The organism is Paenibacillus sp. FSL K6-2862 (assembly GCF_038005125.1).
In the GTDB taxonomy this organism is placed as follows: domain Bacteria; phylum Bacillota; class Bacilli; order Paenibacillales; family Paenibacillaceae; genus Paenibacillus; species Paenibacillus illinoisensis_A.
In genome coordinates, this window is the sequence record NZ_JBBOSN010000002.1 from 442,764 (window position 1) to 457,754 (window position 14,991).

Here is a 14,991-nt window from a genome sequence, read left to right on the forward strand (position 1 = left end):
TCACACCCTTCTCGCACAAACTTTATGCTGTCGCTCAACTGTAACCGATTTCTCCTCCAAGGCGCAATCCTTATTAACTACGAGCCCCTTCCATAATTATCTTCGTGTTCGTAATCGATTCCGACATCCAATCATCAATAGTTATAATTACCTTATGTATTAATTGTTATTAGTCAAGGTAGTTTTTCTTTTTCCCATGAACCTCTAGGGTATAAGGTTAGTAATAAAACATATTTCAATAATGCGTGAGGAAGCTTAGCTAACCCTTTTAGTAAATTTTTTGCCTAATCATTATAACATATACTTGTGAGAAGCTACTGGAAGGCCCGGACAGGAGTAGTTACCAATACTGATGCAAAAGTCCGTTGCTGGTGCGTACACTTTTATTTCGCTGGTCTTTTATAATGGTTACTGACGTCTGCATAGTAACAAAAGACCCTGATTGCTTATCCGAGGGTCCTCATCATTATGGGCCTAAAACTAGGGCTCACCGATTATATTATTTCTCCTGTAAGGCTCCAGGTTCGCTTTCTTTAACGCCACTTTGCCTTCACTCTTGACCGACTCGTAAGCTGCCAAGGCAATGGAAGTAGCCAGCAAACCATCTTCCCCGGTAACGGACACACCTCTTTCAGTTACAAGCGCGTCCACGAAATCCTTCAGCATATAATAATTCATACGCTCGCCCCAGTAGCTCCATCTTGCTTTATCCTCTAGATCGCTGTAAACCTCATTCGTCTGTGCAAAAGCATCCAAGTGTATAACGCCTTCCGTACCGATGATATCCAATTTCACATCTCCCCAGAACGGATACTTCCGGTTTCTCGACCAGCTTGTATCAATTAATGCAATCAGTCCCTGGTCGAATTCAATATGCACCATGCCCGAGTCTTCCACTTCCAGATCTTGAAACAGGTGCCCTAGTTCGGCGTATACCGCTATCGGTTCAATCTTAAACAGCCACCGAAGCAAATCAGCAATATGGACTGTATGATCCAAAATTGCTCCACCCCCGGATAAAGAAGACTCCAAAAACCATCCCTCTGGTACTGTCCCTCGATTGTATCCTTTAACGGCAACCACTTGCCCTATGTCTCCTCGTTCCAGCGCCCTCTTTGTCTCCAATACGGCAGGCAAATATCTACAGGGAAATGCAGTCATCAGTTGAACCCCATATTGGGAACAGATTTCGACCATAATCTTCATTTCATCCATACCTACACCAAGTGGTTTTTCACATAAAATATGCTTGCCCGCGCGGGCACTCTCCATCACCATGCTTGCATGATTCACATTCTCTGAACATATAATCACGGCATCAATCTCTGGAATCTTTAGCATGTTGCGATAATCATCGTAATAAGAGATATACCCATGTTCAATAAGGCTCTGGATCCGCTCTCTATTTTCATCAGCGATGGCAACTACCTCCGCGTTGTCAATCGCTGCAAGCTCCCGAAAGTAGCTGAAAGCATGAGAATGAGCGAAGCTAATCATGCCAATACGCAGTCTTTTCATCCGAAGAATCCCCCCTTCCCCTCCTCAAAACCCAACATTTTCACAGGCAACCCGCTGTGAGCAGATTCGAGTGCTGCCCGCGCAATCTTGGAAGCCATACAAGCATCCTGGAATGTGACCTTGGGCTTTGATCCGTGCCGAATACAATGGAAGAAATGAGACATTTCACGATACGTTGACTGAATGCGATTCTCCCTTCTAACTCTCCGTATGTAAAAGAACTACTACCATCCGGAAACCGAATTGCGACTACACTCTTAAAACGTGCTATACAAAATGCTGGATTGGTCACATGTTTTAGTTTCGCAAGTAATTTAACACTTCGATCATCATCCGTACCCGGAGCCCACCGTGCAGTACGAACGCCTGGATTTCCGTCTAAAACATTTACACTTCCGCAACGATTATTCTATTGGATTTCATCGGAACTGCGTTGGCTTTCAGAAGTGCGTTTTCCTCAAAGGTATTACCAACCTCATCAACTTCGTCCACTTCACCTGCAAATAGCACCCTTATTGGGATCGGTAATATGAGTAATCCTTTCTTTATCCACTGGGCTTTCTCTGAATTCCAAGTGGCAAAAACAATCTCCATCATCTGCTCCTCCTATTCAGCTACGCTCATGGTTCTTATGCTATAATTGTACTTGGAAAAAGGGATATAAAAAGAGTATACTCTTCGATTTAAAACTTCCCCTTTTATTTGGAGGTGAATATTCTGCAGTTATCAGAACATTTCTTCAATCTAAAGAAATTATTTGGTAAGCTGGAATCGCAGATTTAAACAGAAGACGACTTTACAAGAACTTGGCACCATCTGGAACTGTACGCCACGCAATGTGAAGTGGATCATACGGCGTTTGTGTACGGCCGGGTGGATTGCTTGGTTGCCAGGACGTGGACGAGGTAATCGTTCTACACTAACGATATTAATTTCCGAAGCGGAGGTCGTGCTTACACTCGCCAAGGAAGCAACGAGTAAAGGAAGGTTTCATGATGGAGTACGGTTACTTGAAGAGCATGACGTGGATGTTATGACACGTGGTCGGTTTGTACATTGGCTTGAGGGACAGTATGGTTACCGAGTCGATAATAATGAGAATTCTCAACTAGATACACTACGCTTGCCTTTTTACCGAAGTATGCCTAATTTAGATCCTTTATTTACCCTGCGGCGCACGGAGTGGCATATAGCTCGCCAACTCTTTGACACTCTCGTTACTAAAAGTGATGAGGACGACGAAATCATTCCTTATGTGGCTTATTATTGGGAAACGGATAACACGGAAACCACTTAGACTTTTTACATACGAAAAGGGGTACTCTTTCACGATAATACCGAATTGCATGCTAAGGATGTTGTCTATACTCTTAAGCGTTTAACGTCGACAGTTGGACGAACGGAATGGACTGAGATTCCATTGGATAGTACCTCCAATTGTTAGATGGTGTCCAACAATTGGGGTGCAGTTCACTTTTATTTTTATTGAGCTAACGTTTTTTGTTAACTTAATGAAATGTTTTTCTTTTAATTTAAATTACTCCTGTGTTCTTCAAACTACAAATGGAATCAATGACATTGGTGTGATCAGCTAATATGGTCTTTTTTACCTTAGCCACTATCCCTTCGCTAACTTGCCCGCTAGCCGAATAAAAGCAACCGATCATGTTGACCGGCTGTCCTGGTAACTATTTATAATTAAGTCTAACTTGCGAACTTAAATATCGGTACAATGTTGTTTTACTTATACCTGTTTCTTCATGTATCTCAGCAAGACTGTACTCTTTGCTCTCATACATTTGTATCGCCCTCATGACATTTCCATCTAATTTACGTGGACGTTCGTCCCCTTTTCCTTTGCTACATCCTCGAAAGAATAATAGCGACTCTGAGTGGAATCATACTCTTGATCTACGATATCTGCTTCGCAAAATTGACGCGCTATGCAAAACATGTGCGTATATATGGTATTTTTCCTCGATACTATGGATTATTCATTATTGTTTACGTATTCAACTCAGCTTCCATTTTCTTTACGTTATACTTAGATACCACTCGTCTTGCAGTTACATATCTATCCTTATAATACCGCTCACTAAGTTTACTTATGGTGACTCCTTTACTCGTTGAAGAATGTGCAAAAGCATTATCTCCAAGATAAATTCCTGCATGTGATATTCCTTTCCCACTCGTGTTAAAGAATACCAGATCTCCAGTTCGAAGTTCATCAACTTTAACTTCGACGCCTTGCTTAGCTTGAGATTGCGAAGTACGTGCCAGTTCAACTCCATACTGACTCATTATATAAAGAATAAATCCTGAACAATCAAATCCCGAAGTTGTTGTCCCGCCCAAAAGGTAAGGTGTTCCCATTACTTCATTTACTTGATTCTCTATGCGCACTTCAGCGAAACTTGTTTCCGAAAATACCGAAAGTAAGAGTGCAGCACCCAGAGCAACTGTCATCACTTTCTTCAATATGTGATCGCTCCTTAACAGTAATTTATCTTGTACTAGCTGTAATCTATGAATAACTATTTCAATTTAAGCATCTTTAATTGTAACTCTGCCTTTAACGCTTACTGAAAGACCAGCTTTAATTAACAATTGACCAATATGGCACTGCTCTTCTGCCTGTAGAATTAAAGTATCTGTTTTATCAATATCCTCCTGTGAAGCATCCGGTTGCAATACGATTTGAGGAAGATGAATGATGCTTAAATTGTTGACACCATTGGGAGTACTACTATCGGTTTCGACATTAAGTTCAACAACGGGGATCCCACTTCGATCAAGCAGGTACGCTAACGTTGTCGTGAAACATGCTACAGCTGCCGCAATCAGCAGTTGTTTCGGCTCAGCTCCTTCCCCACTTCCACCTTTAGAAGTAGGGATTGCAATTCGTACATTCAAATTCTTGCTTTGAATATTTCCATTACCTTTTGCATTCTGGTTCCAGACCGTGTACATTTTGTTAGACTGTTCTGACATAACTTCACTCCTCATAGTAATGTTAGGCAAGTACATTGATATGATATGAATCTATTATTTTTTGACCGTAAAAATCATATAATCTGATTTTTAAGATTTTATAAAGTTGAAAAAATTATAGCTGACCGGATACATGAGTGTCTCTTTGAAACTATCCAATTGTACTTACCATTCTGTTATTCTTTTTAGACTTGTCCTGTATAAGAATTTCATATCTTATTCAATTTGGGAAACATATCTTTCCATAATTTCGTAACTAAAAGCTCCCATAAATTTCTCCTGAATCACGCCTTCCGAATCCAACAAGTAGGTCGTAGGATAAGCAATAACTTGATAGGTTTGCAAAACTTCTCCGTCTTCATCCAATACGATCGGAAACGTAAGATGTTCATCATCAACAAAAGTTTGAATATCATCCTTATTTTTCTCGGTTTGAGTCATATTAACGCCTAAAATGACCACATTTTCTGATTGATTATCGTCGAAAAACTTTTGCATATGAGGCATTTCAACACGACATGGTGGACACCAGGTCGCCCAGAAATTGAGCAGCACTCTTTTTCCCTTAAAATCAGACAGTTTAACCTGATTCCCTTGTAAATCCTTAACCGTAAAATCAGGTGCCAACTGTCCTTTCTGAATACCTGTTTCGAAGTTTTCCAAAACTGGCTCCGTCATTTGTGTAGTATCGCCAGGCAACTTTTTAAAATAATCATAAGCACTGTAGACAATGAGCCCCACCAAAACAAGTAAAGCAATAATGCTCTTTTTCATCCGGTTCCACTCCTTACACTAGAAGAAGTTAACATCCCAAAATGTATATTGGGCCAACCAAGCACTGATTTTCTGCAACTGTCCAGTAAACAACAAAAGACCCAGTCCGATGAGAATCCAGCCATTCAGTTTCGAAAGAAGGGGAATCCATCTATTCAATTTTTTCATCATTCTAAGTGAGTAAGTTAACAACCAAGAAATCAGCAAAAACGGCAATCCCATTCCTAACGAATACACGGTAAGTAAACCAACTCCATTCCACAGCGTTTCAGAAGAACCCGCTAGAAGTAAAATAGACGATAGTGCTAAACCGATACAAGGACTCCAACCAGCACCAAAAGCAACACCAGTTAGTAGCGAACGAAGTGTACCGTAACCCTTTCTCGATTCAATGCCCCAATTTTTACTAGAAGATAACAATTTAATATTTAAAATCCCGACCATCTGTAAGCCAAAAACAATGATTAATATTCCGCTTATTCTTTGGATTAACTCACGTTCTTCGGCAAAAAAACGGCCAATAAAGCTTGCCGATGCCCCCATCGTAACAAAGACGAAACTAAAGCCAAGAATGAAAAACAGAGATAGAATCATGAGCTTCCCACGGTGTACAATTAACTTCCCATCTTGAACGGATGATCCCGTCAAGTGAGTAATGTAAGCAGGGATAAGCGGAAAAACACACGGCGACAGAAAAGATAGTATTCCCGCAGCTAAAGCTGCAATAATCGATATATTATCCATCCTCATCTCCTCTTTGCTTCATTTCTTTCAACCAACTCCATCCGGCAAAAACCATAGCGACAACAAGAAAAAACAATTGATGTTTGCTGAAAGATAAAAGCCAGATGGATCGATCAGGATCCCAAAACTCGAGTATGACTTGTCCTATAGAAAACCAGACAGCAAAAGTTGACCCTTTTGGAGAGCTCGCACTTTTCGTAGAATACAAATGAAAGCTGAGAAGAACTGCAGTAAATACGGCGCTCGCCCCGTGTAACCAAGCAGTTCTTCCTACGATGATAAAGTACAAAGTTTGATAAATCATCCAACCTGCCAATAGATATAAAACCAAAATATTATCCCATGATATTGAACAAGTCCTGAACTTTGCAGCTTTCATATAGATATAGACAGCTGCAACCATGCTTGCTATCCACTCTCCACGTTCCCCACCATCAAAGTAAAGGAGAGTAGCTGGACTCTGAATGACTTCAATTGGATGGAAGATCAGAAAACTCATCTTCCAAATTATGATCCATAACCAAAATGCATTGGAAACAGCAGTTAAAACTATTCGGTCTGTTGCCAATTCTCGGAGGCGAAAACGTAGTACTAGCCAGCCAGCCGCTCCAAAACTTAAATACATAATTAATGAACCATTTAAGATAAAAGATCCAATTTGTATACTGTGCAACGGATTTCATCACCCCTTTATAGCAGACAATAACTTAGCATTTTAAAGAAATGATTAAGAACGAAAAAATACATAAACCAATAGATAAAATTCTCATGCTGTTATGGAGAAGGAAATCTGAGGTGAGAATGATTAATATAGAATAATAACACTAAAATCGATGTGAAAGAGAAGCTTAGGAAACCAAGCCATTTGAAGTATGGCTTCCAAAACCTCTGATGTATTGTTACGCACTTTAAGAAATGTGAATTAAGAGAATCAAATCGATGAGAATGTTAGGTGTACTACTAAACTAAAGGAGGTAGTTATCTAGGAGAAAGTGGGGTATAAAAAAATGTTAAAAATAAGATTCTAAGGACTACAGTAGTTTAATACTAACCTTCTTTCAGGGATTTACTTAGATAGATCTATCACAGCTTTGTTTTCTAGTAAGATATCTACAGACAGGCGGCCTTTGGAGATATTAAATGAAGTGCCTCTAGAATACACAAATGTATACAAAAACGAAACCAACTAAACTTCTTCGTTTAGTCGCCGTTTATCCAATTTTATAAATTTAAGCTAAGATCAACTCGAATTTTCGCCCATAATCATAACTTACGGATGCTTGTTTACGGGAAATTTGACCCAAAAATGATGCATCTCCCCGTCAGAATCAAGCCCCACTTGTCCGTCGAAGCCTTCTACAATCTCCTTTACAATAGAGAGACCCAATCCGGTCCCATATAGGTGTTGTTCCCGATGCCTTGATGAATCCACACGGTAGAAACGTTCAAATACCAATTCCCGGACATCCTCCGGGATAAGTTCACCCTGATTGGAAACTGTAATCCAATAAACGGACTGTTCACACTTTCCATTGACCTTGATCTCCTTACCAGTGTTATAGATGAACGCATTTTGAAGTAAATTGTTCAAAACTTGCTTGATTCCGTCCTCTTCACCGACAATATACCCGTCCTGTACTGAGGCATTTAATAGGATTCCAGTTTTTTCACTTTCAAGTTGAAAAGATTGAATCGATTGGTGTATCAAATCATGAACGTTGACATGTTCCAGAACCAAATTATTATTTTTTTTCCCTTCCCAGATCGTCAATTCATGCATCTGTTCCACCATCCGAGTGAGATATTGAGACTCTTCAAGCAATGATTGAAATAGCTCCCGTTTGCCTTCCAATACACCACAAGAAAGTGCTTCCAAATAGCCGTTTAGATTACTCAAAGGCGTTCGCAGTTCATGAGATAAATTACTAAGTAGACGTTTTCGTTTTTTTTCGTTTTGTTGCAATGTTTTGGCAAGTTCATTAAAGTTTCGGGTGAGCCGGCCGATTTCATCATCAGATACAGGCGGAACGAAATCAGGATACTGCCCTTCCATCAGCCTTTGTGTAGACTTTGTGAGCTGCTTTAAAGGTGATATTACATTTCGAATAAAGATATAATGAATGATGGCAGCCAATAGTGTTGCCATCGTGATTGCTTTCCATAAATAAGCATTCATTGTTTCGTTAAAGGAGACGCTACTACCCTCTCCTACCAAATCATTTTGAGCAACAACTAAACAAGCGAAATCCTTAACAGATATGCCTACAAGCCATATGACAACCCCAATGACCAGTCCGTTGACTATAATAAGCTTGGAGGTCAATCCTTCTCGCCAAAACATCCACCGTTTAATTTGCATTAAATCTGTACCCCATCCCTCTAATCGTTTCAATAAAGCGTGTAGCATCCTTTAGAACATCAATTTTCTCCCGGAGTTTACTGATATGCACGTCGACAGTTCGATCAATGACAGTACGTTCTTCATTAGGATACAGTTCCTGCAATATTTGTTCTCTTGTCAAAATTTGATTGGGATGTTGCATAAGAAAATATAAGAGCTTAAATTCATGGAGCGTTAAAGAAACAAGTTCACCATTAAATTTAACTTCCCCTCGGAGCGGTTTTATCGTCAAACCTTTATAACTGATCTTGTTACAACGATTGACCGCCCTGCGCAAAACGGTCTCTACCCTAGCCACTACTTCTCGCGGGCTAAACGGCTTAGTGACATAATCATCCGCTCCCAGACGCAATCCCCGAATACGCTCTTCCTCCGATACTTTTGCCGTGAGCATCATGATTGGTGTATCACTATTCATGTCGGAACGAATCCACTGACAGAGCTCTTCCCCGCTTTTATAGGGAAGCATGAGATCCATAATAACAAAACAGGGATCGAGTCTTTCAAAGACATCCATGCCTTCTAGTCCGTCTCCTGCTAGCATGATTTCGTATCCTTCTTTTTCAAGGTATATTTGAAGCAGATGTCGTATTTTGGGATCATCCTCAACAATCAGAATTGTTTTGCCTTTCATTGTAAAACGTCCTCCTGTTTAGTAACCATTTGATTGAGAATAGCAGTAATTTGTTAAGATACGTTAAAGAAGTTGATTTAAATTGGATAAGGCCTGAAAAAGAAGCCATCCAACTGTAGTTACATATAATCGTACGAAATTTTACTACTTTCGTCTATGAGTTCTTCCTTCCCTTTATCTGTAAGTACATTCATCACATCAATACTCGGAAGTATACTATCTTTGACTTACTTATCTCCAATCACACCTAAAGCTATTTCGATAATTCACACATTAGCTACAAGCATCGTAATGAGGCTTAGTTCTATATGTTCTCACTCAGGTTATAATCTCGATTCTTGTTCAGCCATGAGTGTAACTTAAAACGGAATTGTTCCATTAAGAGCCTTAACGATATCTGCATGATGCCTGCCGAGTCCCTTTATGTAAGTCGCTCGTACCGCTTTACTAACTAAGACTAAATTTTAATTTTAGAATGCTATAGGCTAGTACATTATATTCTAAGAAACCTGAAAACTGAGGCTGTCTAAGCAAAATTTAGCGTAGTAAGTCTCTAAATTAAAGGGCATGAGCTCAATACAATATTGGCCTCATGCCCTACAAGGTGCGTTTAAACTATGTGTCTCACTTTAAGGGGTTCATTCATTTGGGGAGCTACTGATTTAGTATTCAACGAACGTCTCCCGTTAGCTTAACAATTATGATTCAATCTTAATTCAATAATAAATGAGCTCCTTGGTCAATTTGCACTGCTCTCTTTCTTGTTTGAATAACAGAACGAATGTATTTAACGAACGTAGAACCTGCGCGGTAGTATCTCTCAGTATCTTAAGCTCCAGTATCCCCTCATCAAACCCCTTAGTTTTAAACTTTAGTTGGCCTCACCATCTAGCAAATCCGTTATACGATTAAGTATATTATGCTAATGGAAGATCTTTAGAGTTCCCCATTTCAATAAATTTGCTTTTAATCACATTTAAACCATCATTAATAATTTGAGCATGGTCAAATGCTATATCCATTTTAAAGACTTCGTTGATGGAAAATAACTGAGCATCACTGGCATCATCGTTTGCTCGCCGTTTGGTTAGTTTGTTTTCTGGAACAAGAGCGAGGTGCGCGTTGGAGATAATCCAGCCTCTCGGATCCCGTCCAGGTTGATCATAAACTCCGAAATGTTCCAGGTGACTGATCTCAACACTGGTCTCCTCAGTCAATTCACGTTTTGCACACTCAAATGCTGTTTCGTCAGGATTAACAAATCCACCAGGTAAAGCCCATTTTCCTGCTTCTATGTTAGGTCGTCCTTCACTATCAGTTACGCTACGTTGAATTAATAATATTTTTATATCCAACATATGCGTCTTGATTTTTTCATTACTAGGAATCGTAAAAATAGCGATGTCTGAGGTATAACCGTCTGGTGTTCTATATTTTTTCACATTGTACAGTTTTAAAGCTTTTTCATTCGACACAAGATCGCTCCTTTTTTAAAAATTCTCGGCCCCCAAACGAATTGAGATGTAAAGCCAGATCACTCAATACATGTGCAATATTTGCGTCAAATGTGATTGCTTTATCCCTTAATTCAATTGAAGTTGGGCTCTCGCCAATATTGATACGGATCAAGAAAGCTTGAGGCCATTTAAACGTCATTTTAGAAAATGGATACTTAATAATATTTGGAGTCATGGGTCCAACACCCAACTCGATAAACACAATCTTTTTGTTCCAATTTTCATTCAAAAAGGCTTTATATTTATTAAGCATATTTCCCCAGAAGCTTCCTTCCAAAAAGTCATAGGAACGGATCCAAGGCTCCATCTCACCCCCACATTCAGGGCACTTTGGAATAAGTTCGATAGGAACTCTGGTATCCTCAATTAGAGAAGCCATATTCCGAACTACCTCTTCAGCAGGATAGACTTGATCATGGCATGGCATGCTACATTGGAGCCAGTGTGCATCACCTTGAGGAAAATACATCTTTTCATCCGAAAAGAGTTTCGAAAACTGCATATTCTGGTTCGTACTAATAATAAAATAGTTCTTGTCTTTAATGATCTGATGAAGATCTCGATAAGTCTGCCCGGGCGGCGTATCGAACATAAGTGTAGCGTGTTTAGATAGATAAGCCCATCGTTCTTCGCTAGTGGGATACTTATAATAAAGTGCATCGAAATTATTCCGAATACCATACTTTCTTTCGAAATCACTGAAATGATCAATCCAATATTTGCTCCGTTCATAAAAGTTATGACCATTTGCAGTGGACATTCCCGATGCACCACCAACTACAACTGCCTCAGCTTCTCTTATTTTCGTTAATACTGTGGCTATGTTATCTTGATATTGTTGTGATGACATACTAATTTGGGGGTCCTCCTAATTGTTGCTGTAGTTAAAAAGGTAATCCTTTATGTGGTAGTTTAGAGAACTTTAATTCTAAATAATATTAGACAGACAATTCGTAACTCGAAGCTATGACTGTATTATATAGTCGATATAAAAGCACAAACAAGTATGCACTTTTTCGCCACATACTATCTTATAGGATAGTGTGAATATAAACATAGGTACCGCTGGTAATTAACCATGAAACATGGAGGAGTACACTCTCAATTTTGACTACCAAAGGAAAGTGACGATGTGAGGAAGTACGTGAGGTAATCGAAATCCAAACTCAAGTATCTTTGTTATAACTGCCTAGAATATTCAAATTGAAGATAACCCGTCAATTCTGATAAGTATCTATGGTGGTGAAAGTTGCCAATCAATTAACATTATCAATAAGAGAATCAACGAGGTTTCTATTTCAGGAAGTAATATTAGTGCTAGATTAGTCGAAGAATCTTTATCGGATAAATCAGTAGAACAACACACTGCTTCAGAATTGAATTCGATTCGGTATGTTGAAAGAAAAGAGTCAGATTCTTGTTCCACAAGGATCTAACTCTTTATACTTTATTTCAAGTCGCTGGTTGGGGTAAAAAATCCTAATCTTTATATCCGTATATAAGCAATTTAAATGCTTATATAGCCCAAACCTCAATGGAGATTATCTTTATACACTTTGAACACGAAACTAACATTTTTAGCTAATCTTTTTTACAAGATGCCGTCAATCACTCGGAACAAACCTCCAGTATTCTTCTGGCCGTCGACTCATCTGTAATGAGCATATTAATGTACTTGCCACGTAAGGAAGCGAGAATGCATTCTATTTTGTGCAGACCAAAGGCCATCCCGACAACCGTCTTTGCCTTTTTCAAATGCTCGAGTCCAAGTCCAATGACTTTGCGGTTAATAGAATGTTTGGCGATAGATCCGTCTCGTGCAATAAATACGGAGTTAATATCTGCGACCGCATTCATCGCTTTAAGTTCAGATAACGCTTGTTCATTGAGGTATCCTGAACGTTCCATGGTAGACATCGAAAATGGATTGCCGATGCCAACCAGTGCTAGATCGATTTGTTCTGCCTCTTGCAAAACCGCTGCAACGTTAGCCATGCCCACAATCTGTTCACGCAGTTCTTCGGTCTCTACCACAGCAGGGGCATATAAGCTCTCGCATGAGACTCCCATTTTCTTGGATAGCTCATATGCAATCTGATTGGAGTGCATTTCATTACGATAATTCCCCGTTCCGCCAACAAGCGGAATAATTTTGACGTTTTCCTTTTTCTCTAACGGAAATTCTCTAACCATTTGATACAACGTGTTACCCCAGGAAACGCCTACACGATCCCCGTTTTTGATCAGGCGCTGCACAAATTGGGCAGCCGCTCTTCCAACTGCACTTGACACCAATTCCTTGTTTAAATCTTTGGTTGGAACCACCAGAACTTGCTTTAGTTGAAAAGCTTGCTCAAGCTCTTTTTCCAGATTAGAAATTTCACGATCGTCATCATGAATCACAATTTCAATGATGCCTTCATCCTTAGCCCGCTGCAGCATTTTGGAGATGACCGGCCTGGATACGCCCAGTTTCTCCGCAATCTTTTCTTGAGTCCACGATTCGTAATAATACATCTTACATACCCTGACTAAATTTTTGCGCTCTTCTATATTCACATACAAGTCCGCCTTTTGCTTTATAGTGCGTACACATGACCCAATATAAAATGGCTTCACGCCCGAGTCAAGCGAGGAACATCTTTCCAAATCGTTTTTACACAAGTTTGACATTCGTTTGACATCCGAGTAATAAAGCGTCCTTACAATGAGAACTGTTCAGAACATTTGTAACAACGCAGAACATTTGTAATTGACTGCAGATCAAGACAGACCGAGGTGCAAACGATGAATGTAAAGATTCTGGGTTATTGGGGAGGCTACCCTGCAGCAGGCGGGGCAACAGCCGGATATCTGGTAACCACCGACGAAGGACAAATTTTATTGGATTGTGGCAGCGGCGTAATGAGTAAGCTCCCTTCCGAAACCAGAGTAGAAGCCTTATCCGGCGTGATTCTGTCTCACTTGCATTATGATCACATGGCAGACCTTGGTGTTCTTCAATATGCGGCAGCAGGTGCCATTCGCAACGGTCGTATGAAAGAGAAGCTGAAGCTCTACGCCCCGGATGATCCTGCCGACATGTTGCACGGCTTATACAGCGAACATACCAAAGTGATTCCGATCGACCCTTCCACTAAAGTGCGGCTTGCAGGAGCGGACATCGAATTCGTGCATGTGGAACATACAATTACTTGTTATGCAATCAAGATTTCTTACAAAGGTAAAGTGCTGGTGTACTCGGGTGATACCTCCTATTGTGACGCCTTGATCGAGCTCGCCCGTGACGCAGATATTTTCCTGTGCGAAGCTACGATCTGCGAGGGAAGCGTGCACACCACTGGCAAAGGACACATGAATGCAATGCAAGCAGGCATGATTGCTGGACAAGCCAATGTGAAGCAGCTCGTACTCGTGCATCTACCCGGGGACGGTAATCTGGAGTTCATGCGTGATGAAGCAAGTCGGACCTTCCACGGACCGGTAGACATCCCTGAGCCACTGCGCATGTATACCCTATGATCTATCGTACAGGAAGGAATGGTCGAGTTGCATAGATTGCTTGCTCTTGATTTGGATGGAACCATGTTAAATCCGAATAAAGTCATAACATCAGAAACGCGAAGCTCCATCCAGCAATTAATGGCGGATGAAGTTGCTGTCACCATCGCATCCGGGCGGTTCCCCGCTTCGGTATGGCTACATGCGAAGGAAATCCCATTGAATTTTACCTTGGTGGCACTGAATGGTGCGGTGACCGTTGATGCAATGACCGGACAAATGATTGAAGGATTTCCGCTGGAAACCGCATCCCTGTTATACATGCTGGATGTGATTGAGGAAGAAGGCGCATACGTTCATTTCTATGGCTACAATGTCCTATATGTACGGCAAATCAATGATACGAATCGGAACTGGGCATTGAATAATGTTGTTGTACGACCAGAACTGCCATGGACGGAATATCATTATAAAGATCAAACCGAGCTAATCCGGTTGGTTGAAGTCGGTTCCGATTTCAGAACGTTTGTACACAGCATGTCTGGCATGATCTACAAAGCAGCCGTCATCTGCACAGACCTTGCCGCCCGCGACCGGACATATAAGCGGCTTGAAGCATCGGGGATGTTCCAATGCACAAAGACAGGCAGCTTGCGATTTGATGTAAACGCGGTCGGAATCAGCAAGCGCGATGCACTTGAGCGTCTGTGCCGTGAGCAAGGTATTGATCGACAAGAGGTAGCTGTAGCAGGAGATTATGACAATGATCTGGACATGCTGCAGTGGGCTGGATTGGGTATTGCAATGGGCAATGCTGAGCCCCATGTCAAAGCGATCGCAAACGTCATTACAGGTACGAACGAACAGGATGGCGTCGCTATGGCAATTCGCAATTACCTGCTTAAATAGTC

16 protein-coding genes and 2 pseudogenes are annotated in these 14,991 nt (G+C 40.7%); 4 read left to right on the top strand and 14 right to left on the bottom strand.

What is annotated here, in order from left to right:
* Positions 1 to 480: 480 nt before the first annotated feature.
* The 3 genes and pseudogenes from MHB82_RS31885 to MHB82_RS31890 all read right to left on the bottom strand — a co-directional run bounded on the left by MHB82_RS31885 (position 481) and on the right by MHB82_RS31890 (position 2,112).
* On the bottom strand, positions 481 to 1,518 hold the full coding sequence (locus MHB82_RS31885; RefSeq protein WP_341177095.1) for a Gfo/Idh/MocA family protein: 1,038 nt from the start codon (positions 1,516 to 1,518) through the stop codon (positions 481 to 483).
* A gap of 40 nt (positions 1,519 to 1,558) precedes the next feature.
* A pseudogene (locus MHB82_RS32175) lies at positions 1,559 to 1,849 on the bottom strand (hypothetical protein); the annotation flags it as partial.
* A gap of 56 nt (positions 1,850 to 1,905) precedes the next feature.
* The gene (locus MHB82_RS31890; protein ID WP_341177096.1) at positions 1,906 to 2,112 is read right to left on the bottom strand and encodes a non-canonical purine NTP pyrophosphatase; all 207 of its coding nucleotides are present in this window, start codon (positions 2,110 to 2,112) and stop codon (positions 1,906 to 1,908) included.
* Between the two features lie 163 nt (positions 2,113 to 2,275).
* On the opposite strand from MHB82_RS31890, the gene MHB82_RS31895 reads away from it, so the two are divergent.
* The gene (locus MHB82_RS31895; RefSeq protein ID WP_341177097.1) at positions 2,276 to 2,815 is read left to right on the top strand and encodes an SgrR family transcriptional regulator; all 540 of its coding nucleotides are present in this window, start codon (positions 2,276 to 2,278) and stop codon (positions 2,813 to 2,815) included.
* Between the two features lie 9 nt (positions 2,816 to 2,824).
* Complete coding sequence (locus MHB82_RS32180; RefSeq protein ID WP_445671297.1) at positions 2,825 to 2,962, top strand: hypothetical protein; 138 nt, start codon at positions 2,825 to 2,827, stop codon at positions 2,960 to 2,962.
* A gap of 244 nt (positions 2,963 to 3,206) precedes the next feature.
* Here MHB82_RS32180 and MHB82_RS31900 read toward each other — a convergent pair.
* The 11 genes and pseudogenes from MHB82_RS31900 to MHB82_RS31950 form a co-directional block, all read right to left on the bottom strand.
* A pseudogene (locus MHB82_RS31900) lies at positions 3,207 to 3,377 on the bottom strand (helix-turn-helix domain-containing protein); the annotation flags it as partial.
* 145 nt (positions 3,378 to 3,522) lie between these two features.
* Complete coding sequence (locus MHB82_RS31905; RefSeq protein WP_341177098.1) at positions 3,523 to 3,996, bottom strand: C40 family peptidase; 474 nt, start codon at positions 3,994 to 3,996, stop codon at positions 3,523 to 3,525.
* 66 nt (positions 3,997 to 4,062) lie between these two features.
* Positions 4,063 to 4,509, bottom strand: coding sequence for an OsmC family protein (locus MHB82_RS31910; RefSeq protein WP_341177099.1), 447 nt, complete (start codon positions 4,507 to 4,509; stop codon positions 4,063 to 4,065).
* 216 nt (positions 4,510 to 4,725) lie between these two features.
* Positions 4,726 to 5,283: a peroxiredoxin family protein gene (locus MHB82_RS31915; RefSeq protein WP_341177100.1), complete on the bottom strand. Its 558-nt coding sequence runs from the start codon at positions 5,281 to 5,283 to the stop codon at positions 4,726 to 4,728.
* A gap of 18 nt (positions 5,284 to 5,301) precedes the next feature.
* Positions 5,302 to 6,027, bottom strand: a complete 726-nt coding sequence (locus MHB82_RS31920; RefSeq protein ID WP_341177101.1) for a cytochrome c biogenesis CcdA family protein — start codon at positions 6,025 to 6,027, stop codon at positions 5,302 to 5,304.
* Positions 6,020 to 6,595: a hypothetical protein gene (locus tag MHB82_RS31925; protein ID WP_341177102.1), complete on the bottom strand. Its 576-nt coding sequence runs from the start codon at positions 6,593 to 6,595 to the stop codon at positions 6,020 to 6,022. The genes MHB82_RS31920 and MHB82_RS31925 overlap by 8 nt, the downstream gene beginning before the upstream one ends.
* Before the next feature lie 702 nt (positions 6,596 to 7,297).
* Positions 7,298 to 8,419, bottom strand: coding sequence for a HAMP domain-containing sensor histidine kinase (locus tag MHB82_RS31930; RefSeq protein ID WP_341177103.1), 1,122 nt, complete (start codon positions 8,417 to 8,419; stop codon positions 7,298 to 7,300).
* Complete coding sequence (locus MHB82_RS31935; protein WP_341177104.1) at positions 8,376 to 9,062, bottom strand: response regulator transcription factor; 687 nt, start codon at positions 9,060 to 9,062, stop codon at positions 8,376 to 8,378. Before MHB82_RS31935 ends, MHB82_RS31930 begins: the two co-directional genes overlap by 44 nt.
* Positions 9,063 to 9,979: 917 nt before the next feature.
* A complete protein-coding gene (locus MHB82_RS31940) occupies positions 9,980 to 10,537 on the bottom strand; it encodes an NUDIX hydrolase (protein ID WP_341177105.1) in 558 nt (185 codons plus the stop codon).
* A complete protein-coding gene (locus MHB82_RS31945) occupies positions 10,527 to 11,429 on the bottom strand; it encodes a hypothetical protein (protein ID WP_341177106.1) in 903 nt (300 codons plus the stop codon). The genes MHB82_RS31940 and MHB82_RS31945 overlap by 11 nt, the downstream gene beginning before the upstream one ends.
* 758 nt (positions 11,430 to 12,187) lie before the next feature.
* Positions 12,188 to 13,138, bottom strand: coding sequence for a sugar-binding transcriptional regulator (locus tag MHB82_RS31950; RefSeq protein ID WP_341177107.1), 951 nt, complete (start codon positions 13,136 to 13,138; stop codon positions 12,188 to 12,190).
* A 228-nt stretch (positions 13,139 to 13,366) separates the two neighbouring features.
* On the opposite strand from MHB82_RS31950, the gene MHB82_RS31955 reads away from it, so the two are divergent.
* Together MHB82_RS31955 and MHB82_RS31960 are read left to right on the top strand one after the other, a co-directional pair.
* Complete coding sequence (locus MHB82_RS31955; RefSeq protein ID WP_341177108.1) at positions 13,367 to 14,101, top strand: MBL fold metallo-hydrolase; 735 nt, start codon at positions 13,367 to 13,369, stop codon at positions 14,099 to 14,101.
* Positions 14,102 to 14,119: 18 nt separating this feature from the next.
* A complete protein-coding gene (locus MHB82_RS31960) occupies positions 14,120 to 14,989 on the top strand; it encodes a Cof-type HAD-IIB family hydrolase (protein WP_341177109.1) in 870 nt (289 codons plus the stop codon).
* The last annotated feature ends 2 nt before the right edge of the window (positions 14,990 to 14,991 follow it).

Bases quoted from the DNA above. Each gene is read 5' to 3' on its own strand.
- MHB82_RS31885 (WP_341177095.1), bottom strand. From the start codon at position 1,518: ATGAAAAGACTGCGTATTGGCATGATTAGCTTCGCTCATTCTCATGCT.
- MHB82_RS31890 (WP_341177096.1), bottom strand. From the start codon at position 2,112: ATGGAGATTGTTTTTGCCACTTGGAATTCAGAGAAAGCCCAGTGGATA.
- MHB82_RS31910 (WP_341177099.1), bottom strand. From the start codon at position 4,509: ATGTCAGAACAGTCTAACAAAATGTACACGGTCTGGAACCAGAATGCA.
- MHB82_RS31915 (WP_341177100.1), bottom strand. From the start codon at position 5,283: ATGAAAAAGAGCATTATTGCTTTACTTGTTTTGGTGGGGCTCATTGTC.
- MHB82_RS31920 (WP_341177101.1), bottom strand. From the start codon at position 6,027: ATGGATAATATATCGATTATTGCAGCTTTAGCTGCGGGAATACTATCT.
- MHB82_RS31935 (WP_341177104.1), bottom strand. From the start codon at position 9,062: ATGAAAGGCAAAACAATTCTGATTGTTGAGGATGATCCCAAAATACGA.
- MHB82_RS31945 (WP_341177106.1), bottom strand. From the start codon at position 11,429: ATGTCATCACAACAATATCAAGATAACATAGCCACAGTATTAACGAAA.
- MHB82_RS31955 (WP_341177108.1), top strand. From the start codon at position 13,367: ATGAATGTAAAGATTCTGGGTTATTGGGGAGGCTACCCTGCAGCAGGC.
- MHB82_RS31960 (WP_341177109.1), top strand. From the start codon at position 14,120: ATGGTCGAGTTGCATAGATTGCTTGCTCTTGATTTGGATGGAACCATG.